This is a genomic window from Pseudoruegeria aquimaris, assembly GCF_900172235.1.
Classification (GTDB): domain Bacteria; phylum Pseudomonadota; class Alphaproteobacteria; order Rhodobacterales; family Rhodobacteraceae; genus Pseudoruegeria; species Pseudoruegeria aquimaris.
In genome coordinates this window covers 34,235-57,563 of record NZ_FWFQ01000023.1, presented here as the reverse complement: position 1 = coordinate 57,563, position 23,329 = coordinate 34,235, and the positions used below count along the sequence as shown (strand labels likewise).

The 23,329-nt window shown below is 67.2% G+C and carries 28 protein-coding genes; 17 read left to right on the top strand and 11 right to left on the bottom strand.

Going from position 1 to position 23,329, the window contains the following annotated elements; all coding sequences use genetic code 11:
* Positions 1–192: transposase (locus tag PSA7680_RS14690; RefSeq protein WP_217808310.1), on the top strand; the 192-nt coding region annotated here is incomplete at its 5' end.
* Here PSA7680_RS14690 and PSA7680_RS14685 read toward each other — a convergent pair.
* Entirely contained in the window at positions 189–584 is a 396-nt protein-coding gene (locus PSA7680_RS14685; RefSeq protein WP_085869480.1) for a VOC family protein, read from the bottom strand. The two genes, PSA7680_RS14690 and PSA7680_RS14685, sit on opposite strands and share 4 nt — an antisense overlap.
* A 45-nt stretch (positions 585–629) precedes the next feature.
* On the opposite strand from PSA7680_RS14685, the gene PSA7680_RS14680 reads away from it, so the two are divergent.
* Positions 630–1,442 (top strand): HTD2 family dehydratase, encoded by an 813-nt coding sequence (locus tag PSA7680_RS14680; RefSeq protein ID WP_085869479.1) that lies wholly within the window; start codon positions 630–632, stop codon positions 1,440–1,442.
* Positions 1,443–1,493: 51 nt separating this feature from the next.
* Here the strand turns inward: PSA7680_RS14680 and PSA7680_RS14675 are convergent, their stop codons facing one another.
* The gene (locus PSA7680_RS14675; protein WP_085869478.1) at positions 1,494–2,534 is read right to left on the bottom strand and encodes an NAD(P)/FAD-dependent oxidoreductase; all 1,041 of its coding nucleotides are present in this window, start codon (positions 2,532–2,534) and stop codon (positions 1,494–1,496) included.
* Between the two features lie 55 nt (positions 2,535–2,589).
* On the opposite strand from PSA7680_RS14675, the gene mnmC2 reads away from it, so the two are divergent.
* Together mnmC2 and PSA7680_RS14665 are read left to right on the top strand one after the other, a co-directional pair.
* Positions 2,590–3,282 (top strand): tRNA (5-methylaminomethyl-2-thiouridine)(34)-methyltransferase MnmC2, encoded by a 693-nt coding sequence (gene mnmC2 / locus PSA7680_RS14670; RefSeq protein WP_085869477.1) that lies wholly within the window; start codon positions 2,590–2,592, stop codon positions 3,280–3,282.
* On the top strand, positions 3,279–4,178 hold the full coding sequence (locus PSA7680_RS14665; RefSeq protein ID WP_085869476.1) for a DMT family transporter: 900 nt from the start codon (positions 3,279–3,281) through the stop codon (positions 4,176–4,178). Before mnmC2 ends, PSA7680_RS14665 begins: the two co-directional genes overlap by 4 nt.
* A gap of 87 nt (positions 4,179–4,265) precedes the next feature.
* Here the strand turns inward: PSA7680_RS14665 and PSA7680_RS14660 are convergent, their stop codons facing one another.
* A complete protein-coding gene (locus PSA7680_RS14660; RefSeq protein WP_085869475.1) occupies positions 4,266–6,209 on the bottom strand; it encodes a transglycosylase SLT domain-containing protein in 1,944 nt (647 codons plus the stop codon).
* 164 nt (positions 6,210–6,373) lie between these two features.
* Here PSA7680_RS14660 and dapA point away from each other — a divergent pair, with 164 nt between their 5' ends.
* Entirely contained in the window at positions 6,374–7,249 is an 876-nt protein-coding gene (gene dapA / locus PSA7680_RS14655) for a 4-hydroxy-tetrahydrodipicolinate synthase (RefSeq protein ID WP_085869474.1), read from the top strand.
* 36 nt (positions 7,250–7,285) lie between these two features.
* Here dapA and PSA7680_RS14650 read toward each other — a convergent pair whose 3' ends face one another.
* Together PSA7680_RS14650 and PSA7680_RS14645 are read right to left on the bottom strand one after the other, a co-directional pair.
* A complete protein-coding gene (locus tag PSA7680_RS14650; RefSeq protein WP_085869473.1) occupies positions 7,286–7,726 on the bottom strand; it encodes a c-type cytochrome in 441 nt (146 codons plus the stop codon).
* A gap of 2 nt (positions 7,727–7,728) precedes the next feature.
* Entirely contained in the window at positions 7,729–8,175 is a 447-nt protein-coding gene (locus tag PSA7680_RS14645) for a c-type cytochrome (protein WP_085869472.1), read from the bottom strand.
* A 135-nt stretch (positions 8,176–8,310) separates the two neighbouring features.
* Here PSA7680_RS14645 and smpB point away from each other — a divergent pair, with 135 nt between their 5' ends.
* The 8 genes from smpB (at position 8,311) to PSA7680_RS14605 (ending at position 13,845) form a co-directional block, all read left to right on the top strand.
* Positions 8,311–8,796 (top strand): SsrA-binding protein SmpB, encoded by a 486-nt coding sequence (gene smpB / locus PSA7680_RS14640; protein WP_085869482.1) that lies wholly within the window; start codon positions 8,311–8,313, stop codon positions 8,794–8,796.
* A 103-nt stretch (positions 8,797–8,899) separates the two neighbouring features.
* Positions 8,900–9,757, top strand: a complete 858-nt coding sequence (gene sseA / locus PSA7680_RS14635; RefSeq protein WP_085869471.1) for a 3-mercaptopyruvate sulfurtransferase — start codon at positions 8,900–8,902, stop codon at positions 9,755–9,757.
* A 2-nt stretch (positions 9,758–9,759) separates the two neighbouring features.
* Positions 9,760–10,944, top strand: coding sequence for an amino acid aminotransferase (locus PSA7680_RS14630; RefSeq protein ID WP_085869470.1), 1,185 nt, complete (start codon positions 9,760–9,762; stop codon positions 10,942–10,944).
* A 95-nt stretch (positions 10,945–11,039) separates the two neighbouring features.
* Positions 11,040–11,555 carry a DUF1643 domain-containing protein gene (locus tag PSA7680_RS14625; RefSeq protein ID WP_085869469.1) on the top strand — a complete coding sequence of 172 codons (516 nt, stop codon included), beginning with the start codon at positions 11,040–11,042 and terminating at the stop codon, positions 11,553–11,555.
* 87 nt (positions 11,556–11,642) lie between these two features.
* The gene (locus PSA7680_RS14620) at positions 11,643–11,954 is read left to right on the top strand and encodes a DUF5665 domain-containing protein (protein WP_085869468.1); all 312 of its coding nucleotides are present in this window, start codon (positions 11,643–11,645) and stop codon (positions 11,952–11,954) included.
* Positions 11,955–12,065: 111 nt separating this feature from the next.
* The gene (locus tag PSA7680_RS14615; protein WP_085869467.1) at positions 12,066–12,944 is read left to right on the top strand and encodes a calcium-binding protein; all 879 of its coding nucleotides are present in this window, start codon (positions 12,066–12,068) and stop codon (positions 12,942–12,944) included.
* A gap of 156 nt (positions 12,945–13,100) precedes the next feature.
* A complete protein-coding gene (gene rpsO / locus PSA7680_RS14610) occupies positions 13,101–13,370 on the top strand; it encodes a 30S ribosomal protein S15 (protein WP_085869466.1) in 270 nt (89 codons plus the stop codon).
* 166 nt (positions 13,371–13,536) lie between these two features.
* Positions 13,537–13,845 (top strand): hypothetical protein, encoded by a 309-nt coding sequence (locus PSA7680_RS14605; RefSeq protein ID WP_139838679.1) that lies wholly within the window; start codon positions 13,537–13,539, stop codon positions 13,843–13,845.
* A 153-nt stretch (positions 13,846–13,998) separates the two neighbouring features.
* Here the strand turns inward: PSA7680_RS14605 and PSA7680_RS14600 are convergent, their stop codons facing one another.
* From PSA7680_RS14600 to PSA7680_RS14585, 4 genes are all read right to left on the bottom strand, one after another.
* Positions 13,999–15,363 (bottom strand): ArsB/NhaD family transporter, encoded by a 1,365-nt coding sequence (locus PSA7680_RS14600; protein WP_085869464.1) that lies wholly within the window; start codon positions 15,361–15,363, stop codon positions 13,999–14,001.
* A 44-nt stretch (positions 15,364–15,407) separates the two neighbouring features.
* On the bottom strand, positions 15,408–15,896 hold the full coding sequence (locus tag PSA7680_RS14595; RefSeq protein ID WP_176244153.1) for a CBS domain-containing protein: 489 nt from the start codon (positions 15,894–15,896) through the stop codon (positions 15,408–15,410).
* A 426-nt stretch (positions 15,897–16,322) separates the two neighbouring features.
* On the bottom strand, positions 16,323–17,660 hold the full coding sequence (locus PSA7680_RS14590; RefSeq protein WP_085869462.1) for an NDP-hexose 2,3-dehydratase family protein: 1,338 nt from the start codon (positions 17,658–17,660) through the stop codon (positions 16,323–16,325).
* On the bottom strand, positions 17,657–18,643 hold the full coding sequence (locus PSA7680_RS14585; RefSeq protein WP_176244152.1) for a glycosyltransferase family 2 protein: 987 nt from the start codon (positions 18,641–18,643) through the stop codon (positions 17,657–17,659). Before PSA7680_RS14585 ends, PSA7680_RS14590 begins: the two co-directional genes overlap by 4 nt.
* A 295-nt stretch (positions 18,644–18,938) precedes the next feature.
* Here PSA7680_RS14585 and pnp point away from each other — a divergent pair, with 295 nt between their 5' ends.
* On the top strand, positions 18,939–21,080 hold the full coding sequence (gene pnp / locus PSA7680_RS14580) for a polyribonucleotide nucleotidyltransferase (protein WP_085869460.1): 2,142 nt from the start codon (positions 18,939–18,941) through the stop codon (positions 21,078–21,080).
* 79 nt (positions 21,081–21,159) lie between these two features.
* Here pnp and PSA7680_RS14575 read toward each other — a convergent pair whose 3' ends face one another.
* Positions 21,160–21,447, bottom strand: coding sequence for a hypothetical protein (locus tag PSA7680_RS14575; RefSeq protein ID WP_085869459.1), 288 nt, complete (start codon positions 21,445–21,447; stop codon positions 21,160–21,162).
* A gap of 301 nt (positions 21,448–21,748) precedes the next feature.
* On the opposite strand from PSA7680_RS14575, the gene PSA7680_RS18990 reads away from it, so the two are divergent.
* Both PSA7680_RS18990 and PSA7680_RS14565 read left to right on the top strand, forming a co-directional pair.
* A complete protein-coding gene (locus PSA7680_RS18990; RefSeq protein ID WP_085869458.1) occupies positions 21,749–22,318 on the top strand; it encodes a peptide-methionine (R)-S-oxide reductase in 570 nt (189 codons plus the stop codon).
* Positions 22,319–22,390: 72 nt separating this feature from the next.
* Complete coding sequence (locus PSA7680_RS14565; protein WP_085869457.1) at positions 22,391–22,627, top strand: hypothetical protein; 237 nt, start codon at positions 22,391–22,393, stop codon at positions 22,625–22,627.
* 3 nt (positions 22,628–22,630) lie between these two features.
* On the opposite strand, the gene PSA7680_RS14560 is transcribed toward PSA7680_RS14565, so the two are convergent.
* Positions 22,631–23,023, bottom strand: a complete 393-nt coding sequence (locus PSA7680_RS14560) for a rhodanese-like domain-containing protein (protein WP_085869456.1) — start codon at positions 23,021–23,023, stop codon at positions 22,631–22,633.
* A 153-nt stretch (positions 23,024–23,176) separates the two neighbouring features.
* Between PSA7680_RS14560 and PSA7680_RS18600 the strand changes: the two genes are divergently transcribed.
* The gene (locus tag PSA7680_RS18600) at positions 23,177–23,314 is read left to right on the top strand and encodes an entericidin A/B family lipoprotein (protein WP_139838678.1); all 138 of its coding nucleotides are present in this window, start codon (positions 23,177–23,179) and stop codon (positions 23,312–23,314) included.
* The last annotated feature ends 15 nt before the right edge of the window (positions 23,315–23,329 follow it).

Genomic DNA, 23,329 nt, shown 5'->3' with positions numbered 1-23,329 from the left:
AACGTCCGCGTGGTCAGGACCGTCGACCGAGACCTCTACCGCGAACGCAACAAGGTCGAACGGTTCTTCAATCGTCTCAAACACTTCCGCGGCATCGCAACGCGATACTTCAAAACCGCAGCAAACTTCCTCGCCGCACTTCACCTCGCTTGCTCAAGGCTCTGGATCAGACATTATGAGTCCACGACCTAGGCACGGGTGGAGATCTCGATCAGGTTGCCGTCCGGATCGCGGATGTAGAGGGAATCGATCGGCCCGGTGGCGCCCGTGCGGCGCACCGGGCCTTCCTCCACCTTCACCCCGTGGCTTGCGAGATGCACGAGCCAGCTCTTCAGGCTGTTGGCCGACAGGAAGCAGATGTCGGCCGAACCGGGCTGCGGCGTCTGCGCCTTGGGCTCGAACTCCTTGCCGGCAACGTGCAGGTTCAGCTTCTGCAAACCGAAATGCAGCGCGGTGCGGGGCTCGCCGCCCTGGGGCGTGAAGCTGCGGGCCTCCATGCCCAGCACCTCGGTATAGAATGTCACGGTGGCGTCGAGATCGGCCACCGTCAGTACCAGATGGTCCAGAGACGACACGCTCGGCATGTTCCCCCCTTCAAATGACCTGTGTTCCTCCAATAGGGTGGGATCATGCCAGAGAAAGCCCTAAAACGCCAAACCTTTGCCTGCACGCTCGATCCGGCCCGCGCCGCCGCGCTCCACGCGGCCCTTGCGCGCGACGGGCAGCCCCCCGCCGATGGGGAGGCCCTGCCGCCCTTCTGGCACCAGATCTATTTCTGGGATGCGCAGCCACCCACGGCCCTCGGTGGCGACGGCCACCCGCGCACCGGCACCGGGCTGATCCCCGACATGGGTCTGCCCCGGCGCATGTGGGCCGGGGGGCGGCTCGCCTTCCATGCGCCGCTGCTCTGCGGCCGGCCGGCACAGAAGCTGAGCACGCTGGAAACCGCAACCCGCAAGCAAGGACGCAGCGGCCCGCTCGCCTTCGTCACCCTGCGCCACGAGATCCGGCAGGCGGGCGTTCTCTGCATCACCGAATGGCAGGATCTCGTCTACCGCGAGGCCGCCGACCCCTCCGCCCCGCCCCCGCGCGCCCGGCCTGCCGCCACCGACGAGGAAAGCGCCACCCGGCGCGGCTTCGACACCACGCTGCTGTTTCGCTACTCCGCCCTCACCTTCAACGGCCACCGCATCCACTACGACGAAACCTATGCGCGCCGCGTGGAAGGCTACGGCGGGCTCGTGGTGCACGGCCCGCTGCTGGCGCATCTGCTGATGGAAAAGGCCGAGGCCGAACTCGGCCCGCTCGCGGCCTTCCGTTTCCGGGCTACGGCGCCGGTGATGCATTCCGAAAAGGCCGATCTCTGCCGCAAGGGGCATAGCCTATGGGTGCGCGGGGAAGACGGTCGGCTCTGCATGGAAGCCGAGGCGACGCCCGCCTGAACATTGGCCTGAACATTGGCCTTGATGTTGGCCTGAACATTGACCTGAGCGTCAGAGGTTGTCTGCCACGCGGAAGCCCTCGGGGATGTCGTCGCGGCCTTCGAGCATCAGCGCCGCCATCACCTGCGCGACCTTCGGTGCCATGCCGAAGCCGATCTTGAAGCCGCCGTTGGCGATGAAATGCCCCGGCCGCCCCGGCCAGCCCCCCAGCATCGGCGCCCGGCTGCGCGCCCGCGGCCGCACCCCGGCCCAGCGCTCCAGCACCGGTGCCCCCTCCAGCACCGGGAAGGCGGCGAGCGCGCGGGCATGGATCTCATCCAGCTGCGCGTCCGTCGAGGCCGGATCGCTGAACTCCCGCTCACTGGTGGAGCCGATGGCCACCGTGCCATCTGCGTGGGGGATGATGTGCAGGGAATCGGCGAAGAGCTGCGGCGCCTGCGGTGCGGCGAACTCCAGCAGCAGCGCCTGCCCTTTCACCCCGCCCCCCAACGGGCGCCCCAGCGCTTCCGACAGCGCCGCCAAACCCTCGTGGCCGGTGGCCCAGAGCACGCGGCCTTCGTCGGCGGCCTCGTCCACGATCACGGCCCCTCGGGAGGCCAGCGCCGCCGCCAGCGCCGCGCAGGCGCGCCGCGGATGCATGCGTCCGCTCAGGGTGTCGTGGATCAGAAGGCCCGTCGGGCTGCGCGGGGCCCAGCCCGCATGCGCCTCTTCCGGCACCACGCGCCATTCGGCCTTGCCCCGCCACAGCACCTCGGCCTGCGCGGCACGCTCCTGCGCCAGGGCCAGCGCGCGTGCATCCGCGATCGGCTGAAGCCGCCCGGAGCGCGCATATCCCGGATCCTGCCCCCCCGCCTCGGCGATCTCGCGCCAGAAGTCTTCCGCCATGATCAGGCTTTCGAACTGGAATTGCTTCTTGGCGTTCCAGCGCTCCGGCGTATGCGGCGCCAGCGCACCCACGAGCCCGCCCGAGGCCCCGCCTCCGGGGCCGCGCGGATCCACCACCCGCACCCGCGCGCCCGCCTGCACGCAGGCCCAGGCCACCGACAGCCCGAAAATCCCGGCCCCGCGCACCGTCACATCAACCGTTGCCATCGCCCACCGCCTTCGCCATTGTCCGCCTGTTCGCCCACGTCTTTTAGGATATCCCATGCCCCGGAGCCAGACGGCCAATCTCGAATGGCGCGACGGCGCGCTGCCGGTGTCCCGCCGCTTCGAAGATCCCTATTTCTCGCTGGAAAACGGCCTCGCCGAGACGCGCCACGTCTTCCTTGCCGGCAACGGCCTGCCCGCACGCTTCCGCCCCGGCTTCCACATCGCGGAGCTGGGCTTCGGCACAGGGCTCAACCTCTTCGCCGCGCTGCTCTGCTGGCGTGAAAGCGGGCAGCAGGGGCCGCTGGCCTTCACCAGTTTCGAAGCCTACCCGATGCGCGCCGAGGAGATGGCCCGCGCGCTCGCGGCCTTCCCCGAGGCCCGCGCCATCGCCGATCCCTTCCTGGAACAATGGGAAGCCGGCGCGCGACGGATCACCCTGCCCGATCTCACGGCCGACATCCGCATCGGCGATGCCCGGCGGGAACTGGCAAATTGGGAAGGCAAGGCCGACGCCTGGTTCCTCGACGGCTTCGCACCCGCGCGCAACCCCGAGCTCTGGGAGGAAGCGCTGATGGCCGAGGTCGCCCGCCACACCGCGCCCGGCGGCAGCGCCGCCACCTACACGGCCGCCGGCTTCGTGCGCCGCGGCCTCGAAGCCGCCGGCTTCACGGTGGAGCGCACCCCCGGCTACGGCCGCAAGCGCCACATGACCCGCGCCACCCTCACCGGGGCCCCCACCCCGCCATGACCGAGCAGAACACCCGCCTCGGCATCCTGCTGATGATCGCCACCACCTTCGTCTTCGCCCTGCAGGACGGCATCTCCCGCCACCTGGCGGCGGAATACAACACGCTGATGGTGGTGATGATCCGCTACTGGTTCTTCGCGGCCTTCGTCGTGGTGCTCGCCGCGCGCAGCCCCGGCGGACTGGCAGCCACCGCCCGCACCGGGCAGCCCCTGCTGCAGATCTTCCGCGGCCTGCTGCTGGCCTGCGAGATCTGCGTCATGGTGCTGGCCTTCGTGCTGCTGGGGCTGGTGGAGAGCCACGCGGTCTTCGCCAGCTACCCGCTCATCATCGCCGCGCTCTCGGGGCCGGTCCTGGGCGAAAAGGTCGGCTGGCGGCGCTGGGGCGCGATCGGCATCGGCTTTCTCGGCGTGCTCATCATCCTGCAACCGGGCGCCGGCGTCTTCGCCGCGGCCGCCGTCGTGCCGCTGATCTCCGCCACGCTCTTCGCCTGCTACGGCCTCGCCACCCGCTACGCCGCCCGCAAGGACAGCGCCGCCACCAGCTTCTTCTGGACGGGCACCGTCGGCGCCGCCGCCATGACGGCCGTGGGGCTCTGGTCCTGGCAGCCCATGGCCGCGGCCGATTGGGGCTGGATGGCGCTGCTGTGCGTCTTCGGCGCCCTTGGCCACTGGCTGCTGATCAAATGCTACGCCGTGGCCGAGGCCAGCGCGGTGCAGCCCTTCGCCTACCTGCAACTCGTCTTCGCCGCCTCGATGGGCATCCTCGTCTTCGGCGAAGCCCTGCGGCCCAACGTGGCGCTCGGCGCAGCCATCGTCACCGCCGCCGGCATCTTCACCCTGCTGCGCAGCCGCAAACCGGCCCCACCTCCCGAGGATCCGGCCAAACCGGCCTCCTGATCCACTTTGTTCCGCAAATATCCCGGGGTGTGGGGCAGCGCCCCACATGATCCCTGCACGTGGGGCAGCGCGTCCCGGCAAGCCCCGTCAGGAGCCGTTCAGCTCTTCCGCCAGCCGCGGCCGCCCGACCTGCCCCGACATCCGCGCCCGGTAGATCGGCAGCGCCTCGGTGACCCGCATCACGTAGTTGCGGGTCTCTGTGAAAGGGATGTGCTCGATCCAGTCGACGATATCCACCCCGGCGGAGCGCGGATCCCCGCGTTCCTCGATCCAGCGCCGCGCGCGGCTCGGCCCGGCGTTGTAGGCGACGGAGACGAGGATGTAGTTCTCGCCGAACTCGTCGATCAGCTCCTTCAGATAGGCGGTGCCGAGTTTCGCGTTGTAGGCCCAGTCGCTCAGCAGCCGCCCCGGCGAATAGCTGACGCCGACCTCGCGGGCCATGTCCTGCGCGGTGCCCGGCATCAGCTGCATCAGCCCGCGCGCCCCGACGGGGCTGACGACCTCGGGATTGAACTCGCTCTCCCGGCGCGCGATGGCGAGCGCCAGCTCCGGCGGCACCGGGATCGGGCCGTCCACCAGCTCGTGCAGCGGGTAGTAGGCCTTGTCGATCACCAGCCCGCGCGAGGCCGCCTGCTTGGCGATCATCAGCGCGATATGCGGCTCGTTCAGGGCGAAGGCCAGATCCCCGAGCTGCCCGAGGCCCGTGCGATCCTGGGTTTCGGCCAGATGCACCAGGAACCGGCGCGCGAGGCTCAACTCGCCCGCCTTGTGCAGGATGAGCGCCGCGTGCAGCACCTCGCTGTCCATGAAGGCGGCCTCGCGCCAGTCCGGAAAGACCTCCGCCCCCACCAGCGCCGGGTCCATCGGCAGGCCGGCGGCCTCGGCGGCGAGCTGGCCGTAGAAACTGGACTGGTAGGTCGCCCCGAAGGCGTAGGCCTCGCGCGCGCCCTCGGCGTTGCCCATGGCCTCCAGCGCCCGCCCCTGCCAGTAGCCCGCCCGGCCGAGGCTGATCGGCGAGGAAACCGCGGCACGGAAGCGGGAGAAATGCTCCAGCGCGAGGCGCGGGTCGTCAAGGTAGCGCAGGGCGAGGTAGCCCGAAAGCCATTCCAGATCGGCATAGGCGCTGCCCTCGGTCAGGAAATGGCGCGAAGCGATGCGATAGGCCGTCTGTGCGCGCCCGGCGCGCATCTCGGAGCGCGCCAGCGCGCGGCGCCACCCGGCCCAGCGGCCGGGCTCGCCCAGCGCCTGCGCCGAGGTGCTGCGTTCCAGCAGAAGCGCGATGGCATCCTCGTTGCGCCCCTTGCGGGCGCGCCAGTTGAAGCGCTCGTAGGCCAGCCCCGGGTCATCGGCGAGCGAAGAAGGCACCTTCTCGATCAGGGCATCGACGCCGGGCACCTGCTGGCGCAGGCCGATGCGGGCCGCCGCCAGCGCCTTCCAGCCTTCCGAAACGAAGGGCAGCATGGCCTCGGCCTGCACGCGCTCCCCGCGCCACAGAAGCATGTCGAGACGGGCCTCGTCGTGGGGCGCGATCAGCCGCCCGTGGCGCTGCTGGAAAGCCTCCCGCTCCTCGCGGGTGAGATCGAGCGTGCGCCAGGCGAGCACCAGCACGGCCTCGGCCTCGCCCTTCTGGCCCAGCGCCGCATGGGCTTCGGCCAGCCGCAGCGCGCCGACGCCGGTGCGGGGCTCGGCGCCTTCGAAGAAGGCCAGTACCCGGCGCGGATCGGCGCCGCGCGGAATGCTGTCTTCGCCCCGTTCACGCAGCAGCGGCAGGCCCGGCCAGTCGGCGTTGTTCTGCAGGAAGGCGAGGTAGTCGCCCATCTCGCCACGGCCGGAGCGCAGGCGGTGCCATTCCACGAGATCTTCCACCACCTCGGGCCCGGCGCGTGCCCGACGCGTGGCTTCCTCCCAGTCGCCCTGCCGCATGGCGTCGAAGGCGTTGGAGAGAATGCGCGCCTCGGAGGGCTGCTGCGCGCCAGCGGCCGGCGCCACGCACAACAGGGCAATGCTTACCAGTAAGCTCAGAACTCGCATTCGCGCAAAACCCCTGCTCGGATTCGGGCCTTCCCCGGAGAACTCTAGCCCGGCCCGGCCCGGGTGCAATTCACAAACTTGGCAAGCGCCATGATCGCGGATAGGGTCCGCGCGCTTGCAACCGGGCGACTCGCCCGCACCATACAGAATAGAGGAGACGTGTCATGTTCAAAGGGTCCATTCCAGCCCTGGTGACGCCGTTCAAGAACGGCGAGCTGGATATCGACACGCTCAAACGCCTGGTGGACTGGCACATCGCCGAAGGGTCAAGCGGGTTCGTGCCCGTGGGCACCACCGGCGAAAGCCCCACGCTGACCCACCGCGAACATGAAATCGTGGTTGAAGAAGTGGTGAAGGCCGCCGCGGGGCGCGTGCCCGTGATCGCCGGCGCCGGCTCCAACAACACCGCGGAATCCATCCACCTTGCCAAGCACGCCGAGGCGGTGGGCGCCGATGCCATCCTCGTGGTCACGCCCTACTACAACAAGCCGACGCAGGAGGGGCTGAAGGCCCATTTCGAAGCGATCCACGACGCCTGCAACCTGCCGATCATCATCTACAACATCCCCGGCCGCTCCATCGTGGACATGACGCCGGAAACCATGGGCGAACTGGCGCGTCTGCCCCGGATCGTGGGCGTGAAGGATGCCACCGGCGATCTCTCCCGCGTGCCGCAGCAACGCATCACCTGCGGCCCGGATTTCATCCAGCTCTCCGGCGAGGACGCCACCGCGCTCGGCTTCAACGCCCATGGCGGCGTGGGCTGCATCTCGGTGACGGCGAACGTCGCGCCGAAGCTCTGCGCCGAGTTCCAGGCGGCCACGCTGAGCGGCGATTACACCACCGCGCTCGCGCTACTGGACCGGCTGATGCCGCTGCATATCGCCATCTTCACCGAACCCGGCCTCGTGGGGGCGAAATACGCCATGAGCCGGCTCGGCCTCTGCAGCGACGAGATCCGCCTGCCGCTCACCCCGGCCACGGCACCGACCCGCGCCAAGATCGACGACGCGCTGCGCCACGCCGGCCTGCTGAACTGAGGCCGGAGAGCCACCGATCGACCGGACCCCGCCGCCTCAATGCGGCGGGTTTCGTTTTTTCTGGATGTCCCGGATCCCTTCAGGCCACGTCGAGGCGATGTAGGCGAGCGTATCCCAGATCTGATCATCGCTCAGAACGCCTTCGAAAGCCGGCATCCCGCTCTTGAAATCCGCAAGGCCGCGCGCCTCCAGCGCCCCGGCCCCGCCCAGACGAGTGTAATCGAACAGGAGCCCGTTGTCGTGGTGCCAGGTGTGGCCGGTTTCGTCGTGGGGCGGAGCCGGAAGCACGCCGTCCGGGCCGGCGCTGCGCCAGTTCGGCTGCCCTTCCAGCTTCGCCCCGTGGCAGGCCGCGCAGTTTTCCACATAGAGCACCTTGCCGGCTTCGATGTCCCGGCCTTCCAGTTCATGGCCCGCGAACGCCGGGGCCGCCGCGAGGCAACCGAGAGCCAGGCCAGCCAAAACCGCGCGCACCGTCATGGTCACTCGATCCCGTTGGCGCGCTGCAGTTCGCGCACGTAGGCGATGATCATCGCCACGTCGGCCCGGCTCAGCCCGGCCACGGGCGGCATGTTGCCGAAGCTCCAGTGATGGGCGCGCACGCCCTGCGCGACGGCCCGCTGGAAGCTTTCGTCGCCGTGGTGGGAAGGCTCGTAGATCTTGTGCACCAGCGGCGGCGCCACGCCGTTCTGCCCCGCGGCATTTGCCCCGTGGCACTCCGCGCAATTGGCGTCGAACGCCCGTTTGCCGATCACCGCGTTCTCCGACAGTGCCTCCGGCAGCACGATCCGAACCATCGCCTCGGTGCCCGGTTGCGCCCCTTCCGCCCCCGTGCCGCCGGAAACGGCCACCTCGTTATTCGTCCGCAACCATGCGAGCCCGCCCAGTGCCACCAGCACGAGGGCCACACCGATCATCGCCTTGCGCATCCCGCCTCCTTTCGCGACTGCTTTCCTTCGCCCCTCCCTGCGGCTTCCACCAAGGGGAAGGTCAACGCCTTTTCCCGCGCGCAGGCCGGCGCTGCGCCTCTGGACTTACGCCCTCCCACCGCTTAGATGCCGCCCATGGCCAAGAAAAAGCAGACCCCGGAAGAAAAGAACTACAAGGTGATCGCCGAGAACCGGCGCGCCCGCTACGATTACGCGATCGAGGACGATCTCGAATGCGGCATCGTGCTTCAGGGTTCCGAGGTCAAATCCCTGCGGAGCGGGCAGGCCAACATCGCCGAAAGCTACGCCTCGGTGGAGAACGGAGAGCTCTGGCTCACCAACAGCTACATCGCACCCTACGAGCAGGCCAGAACCTTCGGCCACGAAGAGCGCCGCAAGCGCAAGCTGCTGGTCTCCCGCAAGGAGCTGGCCCGCCTCTGGAGCGACACCCAGCGCAAGGGCATGACGCTGGTGCCGCTGGTGCTCTACTTCAACCACAAGGGCTACGTGAAACTGAAGATCGGCATCGCCAAGGGCAAGAAGACGGTGGACAAGCGCGAGACCGAGGCCAAGCGCGATTGGGGCCGGCAGAAGCAGCGCCTGCTGCGCCACGGCGAGTAGGCCGCCTATTTGCTTGCCCTTCGCCCGTCCCGGCGCTAGGCAAGGGCTGCCCGCCCGGGGCGCGTCCCGGCCGGCTGCGGGCTGCGCAATCAGGGGGGAAGGCATGGCAACCGACGATCCGAAAACGCTGGTATCCACGGAGTGGCTCGCGGCCCATCTGAAGGATCCCGATCTGCGGATTCTCGACGCTTCCTGGTATCTGCCCACCGAGGGCCGCGATCCGAAGGCCGAATACGACGCCGCTCACATCCCCGGCGCACGTTTCTTCGACATCGAAGAGATCAGCGATCACCGCTCCGAGATGCCCCACATGGCGCCCCCGGTGGAGAAGTTCATGTCCCGCATGCGCGCCATGGGCGTGGGCGACGGCCACCAGGTCGTGGTCTACGACGGCGCCGGGCTGTTCTCCGCCGCCCGCGTCTGGTGGCTGTTCAGGCTCATGGGCAAGACGGACGTGGCCGTGCTCGACGGCGGCCTGCCCAAATGGCAGGCCGAGGGCCGCCCGGTGGAGGACATGCCCCCGATCATCCGCGACCGCCACATGACGGTGCAGCGCCAGGCGCAACTGGTGAAGGACGTCACCCAGGTGGCCCACGCGGCGAAGCTGGGCGATCACGCCATCGTCGATGCCCGTTCGCCCTCGCGCTTCCGTGGCGAAGATCCGGAGCCCCGCCCCGGCCTGCGCGCCGGCCACATCCCCGGTTCGCGCAACGTGCATTACGCCAGCCTGCTCAACGCCGATGCCACGATGAAATCGCCCGAGGAAACCCGCGCGATCTTCGAAGCCGCCGGCGTGGATCTGGCCAAGCCCGTGATCACCACCTGCGGCTCCGGCATCACCGCCGCCATTCTCTCCCTCGCGCTGGAGCGCCTGGGCCACCGCGACCACGCGCTCTACGACGGCTCCTGGGCCGAGTGGGGCATGTTCCCTTACCTCAACGTAGCAACCGGCGAAGCGTAACCATGCTCGAACTCCTCCAACCCCAACCCGCCGACAAGATCCTCGCCCTGATGCAGGCCTTCCGCGAAGACCCCCGCGCGGGCAAGATCGACCTGGGCGTCGGCGTCTACAAGAACGCCGAGGGCGTCACCCCGGTGATGCGCGCCATCAAGGCCGCCGAGAAGACGCTCTGGGAAACCGAGACCACCAAGGCCTACACCGGGCTCGCAGGCGATCCCGCCTTCAGCGACGCGATGATCGATCTGGTGCTGGGCACCTCCGTCGAACGCGCCCGCATCGCCGCCGTGGCAACCCCGGGCGGCACCGGCGCCATCCGGCAGGGCTTCGAACTGATCAAATGGGTGAACCCCGAAGCCACCGTCTGGCTCTCCGCCCCGACCTGGCCCAACCACCCCTCGATCCTGAAATTCCTCAAGATGCCGTTGGCGGAGTACCGCTACTTCGACGACGAAACCCGCGGCGTCGATTTCGAAGGCATGCTCGAAGATCTCGCGCAGGTGAAGGCCGGTGACGTGGTGCTGCTGCACGGCTGCTGCCACAACCCTACGGGCGCCAACCTCACGCTGGCGCAATGGGCCGAGGTGATCGCCGTCCTGCAGGAGGTCGGCGCGGTGCCCTTCGTGGACATCGCCTACCAGGGCTTCGGCGACGGGCTCGAGGAAGACGCCGCCGCCGTGCGCATGGTCGCGAGCGAGATGCCCGAGTGCCTGATCGCCGCCTCCTGCTCCAAGAACTTCGGCATCTACCGCGAGCGCACCGGCGTTCTGATGGCGATCTCGGAAAAGGCCGACGGCCAGCCCCTCGCACAGGGGAGCCTCGCCTTCCTGAACCGCCAGAACTACTCCTTCCCGCCTGATCACGGCGCCCGGCTGGTGACGATGATCCTCACCGATCCCGCCCTGCGCGCCGACTGGGAGGCCGAACTGGAAGAGGTGCGCCTCGGCATGCTCGCGCTGCGCGAACAGCTCGCAAGCGAGCTCCAGCGTCTCTCGGGCTCCGACCGCTTCGGTTTCCTCGCCCAGCACCGCGGCATGTTTTCCCGCCTCGGCACCACGCCGGAGATGGTGGAGAAACTGCGCGCAGATCACGCGATCTACATGGTCGGCGACAGCCGCATGAACATCGCCGGCCTCAACGCGCAGACCGTTCCGATCCTCGCCCAGGCGATCGTGGACGCCGGAATCTGACCCAGCGGGGCGCCCAAAGAGCGCCCTGCTCCACTTTGTTCCGCAAATATCCCCGCCGGAGGCATCCGACATCGCCACCGGCGGGCCATCAGAGCATGATCACCCGCACCCACCAGAAAGACGACGCCGCCTCCACCGCGATCTACTCCGATTGCGAGCGCTACCGCTACGCGCTGACCCGCACGTGGGATCCGGCCGGGCGCCGGGCCTTCTTCCTGATGCTCAACCCCTCCACGGCCACGGAAGTGCAGAACGATCCCACCGTGGAACGCTGCGAACGCCGGGCGCGCACGCTGGGCTTCGGGGCCTTCCGCGTCTGCAACATCTTCGCCTGGCGCGACACCGATCCGCGCAAGATGCGCGCCGCGGCCGATCCGGTGGGCCCCGAGAACGACGCCGCCATCCTCGAAGCCGCCCATTGGGCCGATCAGATCATCTGCGCCTGGGGCACCCACGGCGAACACCTCGGACGCGGCCCCGCGGTGGAAGCCCTGCTACGCGAAACCGGCCTGCCGCTCTTCCACCTCGGCCTCTCCAAGGCCGGCCACCCCAAGCATCCGCTCTACATAGCCTACAGCGAGGCCCCGCGCCCCTGGCTGCCCACGCCCTGACCCCGCCCCCCCCTTTTGCATCGCCCTTGCGCAGGCCTTGCACCGCCGCGCGGGACGGGTAACGTGGAGCAAACCGGAAGGGACAGGATGAGCACAGACCAGGACAAGCTGAACGAAGAGCTCGCCGGCATCCGCCGCGAACTCGAGATCTTCAACAACCACCGCATCGTGCGCATCAACAACAACATCTGGCGCACGCTGATGTTCCAGTTCGCGCGCGGCCTCGCGCTGGGGCTGGGCACGGTCATCGGCGCCTCGGTGCTCGTCTCGGCGGTGATCTACTCGCTCTCCAAGATCGATTTCATCCCGATCGTGGGCGACTGGGCCAGCGAGATCGCCCAGGAAATCCAGGCCGGGCAGAACGGCCGCAACACCCCGGTCGAGTCGGCGGGCGAATAGGATTTACCTAAAAGTTTCTCAATTATTAACGCCGTCCTAATCTGCCTCGGGTTTAGTTTTCCTGAGGCCCGCGAATCGCTTGCGCGGGCGTGAACGGTGAGGCGGTTTGCCATGTTGGGATTGGTGGGATTGTTCGGCCTGCTGGCCGCGGGCGTGATGGCCGACGTGATGCTCGGCGGCGAGGACGTCGAGGGCGGCGAAGGCGATGACGTGCTGGAAGGCACGGAAGGCGACGACGTGATCTCCGGCAACGGCGGCAACGATCTGCTCGCCGGCGGCGGCGGGCACGACATCATCGACGGCGGCGCAGGCTCCGACGACATTCTCGGCCAGTCCGGAGACGATCTCCTGACGGGCGGCACCGGGGCGGACGACGTGGTCGGTGGTGACGGAAACGATGCCCTGCTCGGCGGCGAAGGCGACGATCTCCTGCGCGGCTGGGGTGGCGACGATACGCTCTCCGGCGAAGGCGGGGCCGATACGCTGATCGGCGGCGAGGGCGATGACAGGCTCGCCGGCGGCGCGGGAGACGACCTGCTCGAAGGCGGCTACGGCGATGATACCGTGTCCGGCGGCGAAGGCGCGGATGCCATCATGGGCGGCGCCGGCAACGACACGCTGATCGGCACCGTGGAAGGCCCGGACGGAAGCGAGATCGACGATCAGGATTTCCTCAACGGCGGCGAGGGTGACGATACCCTCGCGCTCGGCAACGAGGACGTGGGCACCGGCGGCGAAGGCTCGGATGCCTTCCTCGTGGGCGACTGGATCGAAGAGGGCGGCGAGGCCACCATCATGGATTTCAACGTCGATGAGGATGCCCTGCTGATCCAGTATTCCGGCCCGGCCGACGTGCTGCCGGAAATCACGCTCCAGGAAGTGGACACCGGTTCCGGGCCCGACAGCGAGATCTTCCTCGACGGCGTGCATATCGCCACGCTGAAGGGCGTCTCCGGGCTCGATCCCAGCCAGATCGCCCTGCTCACCTAGGGCCAGCCCGCCGCCAGCCTGCATTTTTCCCTTTCCACGCGCCGCGATTCTGCGTATACGCGCCCATCTTCCCCCTGCGGGAAGGCCTCCACGGGCCCTGCTGGACGACATCCCGGCTTGCGCCATGACATGAACTCAAACCTTTAGGAGACCCCGATGTCGATCACCGTTGAAGAAAAAGAACGCGTCATCAAGGAATTCGCCACCAAGGAAGGCGATACCGGCTCCCCGGAAGTCCAGGTTGCCATCCTGACCTCGCGCATCAACACGCTCACCGAGCACTTCAAGACCCACAAGAAGGACAACCACGGCCGCCGTGGCCTTCTGAAGATGGTCGCCCAGCGCCGCAAGCTGCTGGACTACCTGAAGGGCAAGGATGAAGCCCGTTACCAGAGCCTGATCGAGCGCCTCGGCATCCGCCGCTGAGCCACGATCGCCACAGTCTCTGTGCGACAGGCCGCGCCTCTCCGGAGGCGCGGTTTTTTTGTGCCTGCTCGCACGGATGTTCCGGATCCTCGTGGATTTTTCGGCGACGGAAGCCGGGCGCTGCTTCGTTTCAGAAATCCAAGACACGAAAAGACGGAGCAGACAGGTGACAAAACCTCTCCAATTCGCCCTCGCGCTCACCGCGGCCCTGGCCTGCGCACCAGCGGTTTCCGCCCAGGCGCGCCAGGGGCCGCCGAAACCCGCCTTCGACAGGATCGCCGCGGATCTCGGCCTCAGCGAAAGCGCCGTATCCGCCTGCTTCCCGAAGATGGAGCGCGGTGGCGGCCAACGCCCCGAGCGCCCCGACCTCTCGGCCGTCGAGTCCTGCCTGAAACGTGCAAATCCCGCGCTGGGATCCGACGAGATCCGCGCCGCCCTTGAGCGGAACAAGCCCGAGGGCGCCCCCCGCAGGTAACCGGATCCCGCTCCGGGCGCATCCCCCCGATGCGGGAAGAGGCAGCGGACAACAGGCAAAGCAGCCGCAGATGCGAGCAGGCAACAAAAAGGGGCAAGCGGCGCCAGCCGCTTGCCCCTGTCGTTCAGGAAGCCTTTTGGCGAGACGCGCCGCTCAGAAGTAGCGCAGCCAGATGTAGACGTGGGAGATCGCCAGCGTCAGCAGCATGATCGGGAAGGCGTATTTCGTGAATTGCACGAAGCCGATCGGCTGTTTCGCCTTCTCCGCGAAGGCCGCGACGGTGAGGTTGGCGGAGGCGCCCAGCAGGGTGCCGTTGCCGCCGAGGCAGGCGCCCAGCGCCAGCGCCCACCACAGCGGCTCGATCGCGTCCGGGCCGCCGAAGGTGTCCGCCGTGCTTTCGATCAGCGGGATCATCGTGGCCACGAAGGGGATGTTGTCGAGGATCGCCGAGAGGATGCCCGAAGCCCAGAAGATCAGCAGCGCCGTCTTCTCCAGGTCGCCCTCGGTGATTTCCAGCACCTTGTGCGCGAAGAACTCCAGCAGGCCGACATGCTCCACGCCGGCCACGATGACGAAGAGGCCGCCGAAGAAGAAGATGGTGATCCATTCCACTTCGCCGAAGATGTGGTGCACGGATTCGGACTGCTCCTCGCCGTGCTGGTGGCCGTAGGCCAGCAGCATCAGAAGGCCCGCGCCGGCCAGTGCCGAAGTGCCCGGCTGGATGCCGTAGCTGTGGCCGAGCGTGAAGCCCAGCAGCACCAGCGCCAGCACGCAGAGCGACTTGATCATCAGGCCGCGGTCGGTGATGGCCTCGCCCTCGTTGAACTTCATGATCCGCTCGGAGGCCGATTTCGGGATCGCTGCCAGCGCCTTGCGGTTCATCAGGTAGATGATCCCGGTCAGCACCACGAGGCAGATGGCCGCGATCGGCGCGAGGTTCACGACGAACTCGTTGAAGCTCAGCCCGGCCGCCGAGCCGATGATGATGTTGGGCGGATCACCGATCAGCGTGGCCGTGCCGCCCACGTTGGAGGCGAGGATCTCGGCCAGGAAGAAGGGAAACACCTTGGTTTCCAGCGCATCGGTGATCAGCAGCGTGATCGGCGCGATCAGCAGCACGGTCGTCACGTTGTCGAGCAGCGCCGAGAAGACGGCGGTGATCAGCGTGAGCATGATGAGGATGCCGGTGGGATCGGCCTTCACCGATTTCGCCGCCTTGATCGCGACGAACTGGAAAAGGCCGCTCTTGGAGGTGATGCCAACGATCACCATCATGCCGATGAGCAGCGCCAGCGTGTTGGCGTCCACGCCGTTGACGGCCTGCTCCTGGTTCAGGATGCCGAAGAGCACCATCAGCGAGGCGCCGAGCATGGCGAGGATGGCGCGGTTCACCTTCTCGGTGATCAGCACCGCGTAGACGAGGACGAGGATGCCGGTGGCGACCCAGAGCGGATCGATACCGAGGAGATCGGGGACGGAGAATGCGGCTTCTCCGTGGGAGGCGGTGTGTTCTGACACGGGTTCTGTCCGTTTGTTCTTGGAGGAGATTGGGGAGGAGAAGCTCAGCTGAGCGCGCGATCCAGCAGCGAGTTGCTGGACACGGTGCCGACGAACCGCCCGGTTTCCGGATCGACGAGAACGACGTGGCGCTTGAACTTGTAGTAGAGGAAGATGCCTTCCATGATCGGCGTGTCCGGGGCCGCGACGGGAATGTTGTCGGGGTTGGACATGTTGTTCACGACTTTCTCGTATTTCAGCGCCTCGAGCTGGTTGTCGAAATCTTCCTTCTCGAGGTTCATGAAGGTCAGGTGCCCCATGCTCATGCGGCTGGTGGAGTCGTTCAGGCCAATGATCGCGGCCTTGGGCAGGAAGAGCTTCAGCAGCGTCGGCGCGGTGAACACGCCCAGATACCTGCCTTCTTCATCGACCACCGGCAGGAAACGCGCGCGGTTCTTGCGCATAAGCTGGAAGGCGGTGGCAACGCTTTCTTCGGGGCCGATGGTGATCTGCTCTTCCGGCGGCACCATCACGTCCTTGCACGTCAGTCCCATGACTTTTGACCTTTTCTTTTCCGGGCACCGGGGCGCCCTTTTCGGATCCCTCGCGCGGCGGGGCATCGGCAGTGCTCCGATACCCGAGATCCCCACCCGGACAGGGCAGGCGGTCCGCGCCATGGCGCGCTACATTCCACTCCGCGCGGCGCATGGCTAGGGGAGAAATCACAGGTTTCAAGAGGGCGGGGCCCGAAAGGGCCGTTTCGCGGGGGAAACCACGCCGCCGCCGCCGCCAACGCATTGAAAAAAATGGATAAAGAGAAAACAGGGGCGACAGGGTCGCCTCTCTGCAGGCAAGCCATGCAGGAATGTCGCAGCAGCTATGCACGAGGCGCAAATTGCACCCGGTGGAATTGGTTAGCTTTCCAAACCGGTTCGCATGTTTCGCCCGCGCCTTCCGGGCGCCGGCCCGCGACTCAACCCCTAGAGATCCGCGCAGGCCGCATCGAATGCGCGGCTCAGGATCATCGAGGCCAGCGTGCGCAGCTCGTTGGTGGTGCGCCCGGCGGTGCGGCAGAGCTTCTCCAGCGTCGAGAGATCGACCCAGGCCCCGACGGGCATGCGCTGCTTCGGTGGCGGGTTCTGCAACAGAACGATGCGGTAGACGGCATCCGCACGCATGAAGCGCCCGCCCTCGTCGCTCTGCCGCAGCGCCATGATCTTCCGCGGCTCCCCCTGCCGGCGCCAGTTGCGCAGGAAGGGGGGCGTGTCGAACTCGGAGCTCGTCGAAGCCCCGAACTCGCGCCTGCGTCCGAATCCGACCTCGTGATAGACGCGCAGGTAGAATTCCGCCTTGCCTGCATCGATGCGCATGAAAAGCACCTGCTCCGCCGGCTGCGTACCCACCAGGAAGGGTTGCTGCCAGTGCCCCACTTCACGCCCCGCGAGTTCCACGTCATAGCAGGCCACGGCTTCCTGTCCGGCGGGATCACGCAGCGCGCCATCACGCATCTGCCAGCCCTCCAGCCCGGTCAGCGGCACCCGCCGCCAGTTCGGGGCGCGCAACGGGCCAAGAGGCGAGACGAGCGGCTTGAGCTGTTCCGCCTCCCATGGCTTTTCCAACTCGTAGGAGGCGCGCAGGACGTCCGCCGAGAACAGCGGGCCACCATCGGCCAAAAGCGCCCAGGGCGCCGTCGCGATCACCGAGCGCGCATCGGTGTTGACGAGGTGGTTGACCGACAGACTCTCGCGCAACGCGGCGGAGGTCGCCCAGCGCCAGAGCCGCCCGTCCGCGGCCTCGGGTTCCATGCCCGCTTCGACCGCGGCAACGCTGTTGCGATTGAACTTCCAGAGGAATTTCGTGCCCTGTTCGGAGTGGGGCGCATCGGACAGGAAGGCCGGCGCCTCCGTCAACCGATCCAGAAAACGCGTCGCCTCGCCCCCGTGCACCCGTTCGAAGTTCGAGCGCGTCGCTTGCACGGTCGGCGCGATGCTGGTTTCGGCCAGGTTTCCCGGCTCCGTCTTGGCCTGAAGCAACCATTGGAGCCCCGCATCGGAAGGACGCACGAGAAAGGCCAGCCAGCCGACCTCGGGCTGGTCGATCATCACGCAGTCCGCCGGCATGCGGCTGTGCATCGTCGGCGGCGCGGAGATCCCGGCCACCGAGAAATACCGGCCGCTGCGATGGGCGAAGGCACCGTCCGGGGTGAAATGCCAATCGCGGCAGTCCTCGAAAGCAACGCGCCGGATCTTCTTGCCCGCCGCGGCGCGCACCGCTGCCACGAAATCGGACACCGCCTTCCTGCCCTCGAGCACCTTCATCCCAGCGCCCCCTTGGCGAAACGGATCATCTCTGCAAGATCGGGCTGGCGGGCAAGGGCCTTCCCCGTCCGGTTTTCCAACGTCCGGTTCAGCAGCGCCGGGGCCCTGCCCCGCGCCCGCTCTTCCAGATCGCGCAGATTGATGCCGGTCTGCCGGTCGGCGCGCAGCGGATCGACGCGCGCGCCGTCGCCCCGCTCGATGGCGGGCCTGCGGTGCAGTTCCAGCGCCTCCGAAAGCCAGATGTCCTCGCGGATTTCCGCCCGGATCGCATCGCCCTGCCCCGCCTCGATCATCCGCACCCAGCGCTCGGCGTAATCCGCCGGATCGGCGTAGATCGGCGGCGGGACGTGCATGTTGTCCTTGAGCACGGTGATCTCCGCCCCGTTGGCCACCTCATACCCGTGCCGGGCCGCGCGCATGGCGAATTCCGCGATCGGGGTCAGCCCCGTCTGGCTGGCCAGCTTCCACGGGCCAAGCGCCTCCAGAGCGCTGCGGCGGGCAGCCCAGGAGCTCAGCGGTTCGGCCACGAAGAACTTGTGCGTGTGGAGATCGGCGAACGTCCGGCCCGGCGGCGACAGCTCCAAGAAGAAGGTCCGCTCCGGCGCGGCCCCCCGGTTGGTGAAGAAGGCCGCGCGCGACCAGTAGAAGGGGGCCTCGCCGCCCTTCAAACCGTCGAGGCAGCTTTCCAGGTGGGTCTCCAGCCAGTAGTCATCGTGGTTCAGGAAGGTCACGTAGGGCGTCTGCGCCAGCGCCATCCCGACGGAATTCGGCCCCGCCTGTTCGCCGAACCGCTCCGGCAGGTTGACGTAGCGCAGGCGCGGATCCCGGAAGGCCGCGATCATCTCGCCGGTTTCGGCATCACAGCCATCGCCGATGATGAGCGCCTCCCAATCCTGCACCGTCTGCGCCCGAACCGTGCGCAGCACCCGTTGCAGCACCTTCGGGCGGTTGTATGTCGCGATGACGATGGTGATTTCGCCCAAGGGTGCCACTCCGAAGCCTCTGCGGACACACAACCAAAAGTTGCTTCAGGCGTCAATTCCACGAGCGCACCGGCGGTGGTGTCTGTCAGATGCGGCAGGGGTGCCTTGTGCAACGCCCGATCGCACCCGCCCCCTTCCAATCCGGACCATTCTCTAGTATGCGCGAAACATCTGAGACGTTGCGCAGGGGCCCCGGCGCTCGAAGTTAAGATGGATGGGGCCGGCGGCAATGGGGCCGCCATTTCATCAGGGAGACCCGGGAACGCCCGGATATCTTCCTTACAGGATACGCTAGATGTTTGATGTAACCAAGAAATCGATGCAGTGGGGCGACGAAACCCTCACTCTCGAAACGGGCAAGGTTGCCCGCCAGGCCGATGGCACCGTCATCGCCACCCTCGGCGAAACCTCGGTCATGGCCAACGTGACCTTCGCCAAGGAACAGAAGCCGGGGCAGGATTTCTTCCCGCTCACGGTGCACTACCAGGAAAAATACTACGCCGCCGGCAAGATCCCGGGCGGCTTCTTCAAGCGCGAGGCGCGCCCGACCGAGAAGGAAACGCTGACCGCGCGCCTGATCGACCGCCCGATCCGCCCGCTCTTCGTCCCCGGTTTCAAGAACGAAGTGCTCGTGATGTGCACCGTTCTGTCCCATGACCTCGTGAACGATCCCGACATCGTTGCCATGATCGCCGCTTCGGCCGCGCTCACCATCTCCGGCGCGCCCTTCATGGGCCCGATCGCCGGCGCCCGCGTGGGCTACGTGGATGGCGAATACGTGCTGAACCCGTCCTGCGACGACATGCACATGCTGCGCACCAACCCGGAGCAGCGCCTGGACCTCGTCGTCGCCGGCACCAAGGACGCCGTGATGATGGTGGAATCGGAAGCCTACGAGCTGACCGAAGCCGAGATGCTGGGCGCCGTGAACTTCGCGCACCAGCAGATCCAACCGGTGATCGACCTGATCATCTCGCTGGCCGAGGAATGCGCGAAAGAGCCCTTCCAGTTCGAAGCCCCGGACTACAGCGCCCTCTACGAGGCCGTGAAAGCCGCCGGCGAGGAGCAGATGCGCGCCGCCTACGCGATCACCGACAAGCAAGAGCGCGTGGCCGCCGTGGCCGCCGCCCGCGAGGCGATCAAGGCCGCGCTCACCGAGGAACAGCTCGAAGACGCCAACCTCGGCTCCGCGCTCAAGAAGCTCGAGTCCACCATCCTGCGCGGCGACGTCGTGAAGAAGGGCCTCCGCATCGACGGCCGCTCCACCACCACGGTGCGCCCCATCGAGAGCGAAGTCTCCGTTCTGCCCCGCGCCCACGGCTCCGCCCTGTTCACCCGCGGCGAGACCCAGGCGCTGGTGGTCACCACGCTGGGCACCGGCGACGACGAGCAGATGATCGACGCGCTGACCGGCACCTACAAGTCCAACTTCCTGCTGCACTACAACTTCCCCCCGTATTCCGTGGGTGAAGTGGGCCGTGTCGGCTCGCCGGGCCGCCGCGAAATCGGCCACGGCAAGCTGGCCTGGCGCGCGCTGCAGGCGGTTCTGCCGGCTCCGACCGATTTCCCCTACACCATCCGCGTGGTGTCGGAGATCACCGAGTCCAACGGCTCCTCCTCGATGGCCTCCGTCTGCGGCGGCTCGCTGTCGATGATGGATGCGGGCGTCCCGCTGAAGGCACCGGTCGCCGGCGTGGCCATGGGCCTCGTGCTGGAAGAAGACGGCTCCTACGCCATCCTGACCGACATCCTGGGCGACGAGGATCACCTCGGCGACATGGACTTCAAGGTGGCAGGCACCGAAGCCGGGATCACCTCCCTGCAGATGGACATCAAGGTTGCCGGCATCACGCCCGAGATCATGGAGAAAGCCCTGGCGCAAGCCAAGGAAGGCCGCCTCCACATCCTCGGCGAGATGTCCAAGGCCCTGTCCGAGGCCGGAGCGTTCTCCGATCATGCCCCGCGCATCGAGACGATGACCGTGCCGACCGACAAGATCCGCGAAGTCATCGGCTCCGGCGGCAAGGTCATCCGCGAAATCGTGGAAACCTCCGGCGCGAAAGTCGACATCAACGACGACGGCGTGATCAAGATCGCCTCCGCCGACGCGGAAGCCATCAAGAAGGCCCACGACATGATCTACTCGATCGTGGCGGAGCCGGAAGCCGGCCAGATCTACGACGGCAAGGTCGTGAAGATCGTCGATTTCGGCGCCTTCGTGAACTTCTTCGGCAAGCGTGACGGCCTCGTGCACGTCTCGCAGATCGAAAACCGCCGCCTGAACCACCCCTCCGACGTGCTGAAAGAGGGCCAGGACGTGAAAGTGAAGCTGCTCGGCTTCGACGATCGCGGCAAGGTGCGCCTCTCCATGAAGGTCGTGGACCAGGAGACCGGCGAAGAGATCAAGGACGAGAAGAAGGAAAAGGCCGACGACTGAGTCGCCTCTCCTTCCTGACGACAGGAAAGGCCCCGGCGGATTGCCGGGGCCTTTTTCGTTGGTTCCGCTGCGCGGGGTGTCAGCGGGCGGCGGCGCGATCCAGGATCAACTCGATGCGGCGGGTCTTGTCGACTTCGGATTCCGAACCATCGCGCAGGATCAGCGAGATCTGCGCCGCCTCGTTGAGGGTCAGCTTGCTGACGCCGGAGGTATCCAGCCCGCTGGAGCTGAGCTGGTTGACGATCGCGCCCACGAGCATCGAATGCCCCATCGACATCACGTCCGCATCCGTCATCGCGGAGACCGCGCCGGCCGTGGGAACCATGAGCGTGGCGGCGGCCATCAGGGCTTTGAGTTGCTGTTTCATCTGTTTTTCCTTTCGCATGTCCTGCCACGCGGGAGCACGTGGCCTGATCCAAGCATCCAACGGCCGGCCGGTGGCGTAAATTAACGCTTGCTGACGGCCGAACACATGCGCAGGACGCGGCGTGATCGCCGGTTCACGCTCCGGCGCGCGCAAATGCCGGCGGCTGTAACCTGTTGGTGACGGCCCACGTGAGCTCACGGACTTTTCTCATTGTTCGCAGCCGCTTGGCGCAAATCTGCTCACCAATCCGTCACGGGGCTTTGCGTGGTGCGTGCGTGCCGGGGGCGCCTAGCATGGGCCGATCCCGCGCGCGCCCGCGCGGCCAACGAAAGGAGATCCCCATGCCCCACCCACACCTGAACCGCCGCGCTTTCCTGCGCAGCTCAGCCCTCGCCGCCGGCGCCCTGGGCGCAGCCCGCCCCGCAGCGCCCGCTATCTCAGCAGCGAAGACGGCTTCACCTACGAGATCACGAAAACCGCCGAGCAATGGCGTGCGCAACTGGGGGATCATGACTACGAGATCCTGCGCCGCGGGGGCACTGAAATCCCGAAAAGCAGCCCCTTCTGGAGCCAGGTTGCTGAAGGCACCTATGCCTGCAAGGGCTGCGCGCTGCCCCTCTACGAAGGCAAATGGCAGGTCGTGCTCGAAAAAGGTTGGGTGTTCTTCCGCCACGGCATCGCCAATGCGATCCTGATGGGCGTGGACTGGCCGGAGGGCTCGGACATGACGCCCGAACAAGCCGCGCTGGCCGCGGTGGAGGCGCATTGTCGCCGCTGCGGCGGGCACCTCGGCCACATCGTGATGATCGAGAACCAGCTTCTGCATTGCATCAACGGCGCCAGCCTGACCCTGACACCGCCGCCGGGCTGAGCGCGCCGGATGGTTGACTCGCCCCCGTCCACCCGGCCATGACTGGAAAGCCCCGAGCAGACAGGAGCGGCGATGTTTCTCACCCTTTTCGGCACCCTCGTGATCGCGGGGCTCGTTGGCTACGTCACCGAGCGCACCGGCTTCACCCACAACGGCTACCTGCCTTCGATCATCATCTGCCTTGGCGGGGCGCTGCTGTTCTACTTCGTGCGGATCATGTTCGGCCTCAGCTTCGGCTCACCGGGGCTGAACGCCATCGTCGCCTCCATCGGGGCGCTGATCATCGTGCCGACCCACTACCGGAAGTAACGGCTACATGCCCTTGTCCACCGGCTCGACGACGGCTCCGCCGCCCTCGACCCAATCCTTGAAGCCGCCGAGGTTGTAGACCTCGCCGTAGCCCATGTCCTTCAAGAGCTTGCCGGCCAGCGCCGCGCGGCCGCCGGAGGCGCAGTGCAGCACCACCGGGCGATCGGGGCGCAGTTCGGGATCGTGGAAGGGGCTGGCCGGGTCGGCCCGGAATTCCAGCATCCCGCGCGGAACATGATGGGAGCCCTGCGCGCGGCCGCTGGCCTCCAGTTCAGGGGCATCGCGGACATCCAGCAGAAGCGCGCCGGCGGCGATTTTCTCGGCCGCCTCGGTCTGGCTGATGCGGGGCACGACGGCGTTTGCGGCTGCGACGAGATCGGCGGCGGTCACGGGCATGGGGCTCTCCTGAGGGCAATGCGGGAACGGCGCAGAAATCCTAGAACCGGCAACGGCCAACTGGCAAGCCATTGCCTGTCGGGGCCGGCCCTCTGGCGCAGGTCGCGCAACCGGATTAGAGTACCTGCCGTCCAACCAACAAAGAGACAGACAATGCTCCGCCTGACCGCCCTGATTGCCGCCCTGCTGATGCTGACCGCCTGCGAAACCGTGAAGGGTGCGGGCAAGGATCTGGAAAGCGCCGGCAGCACCATCACGCGCGAAGCCGCGAAGATGCAGCAGAAATTCTAGGCGGCCCGAAACCGG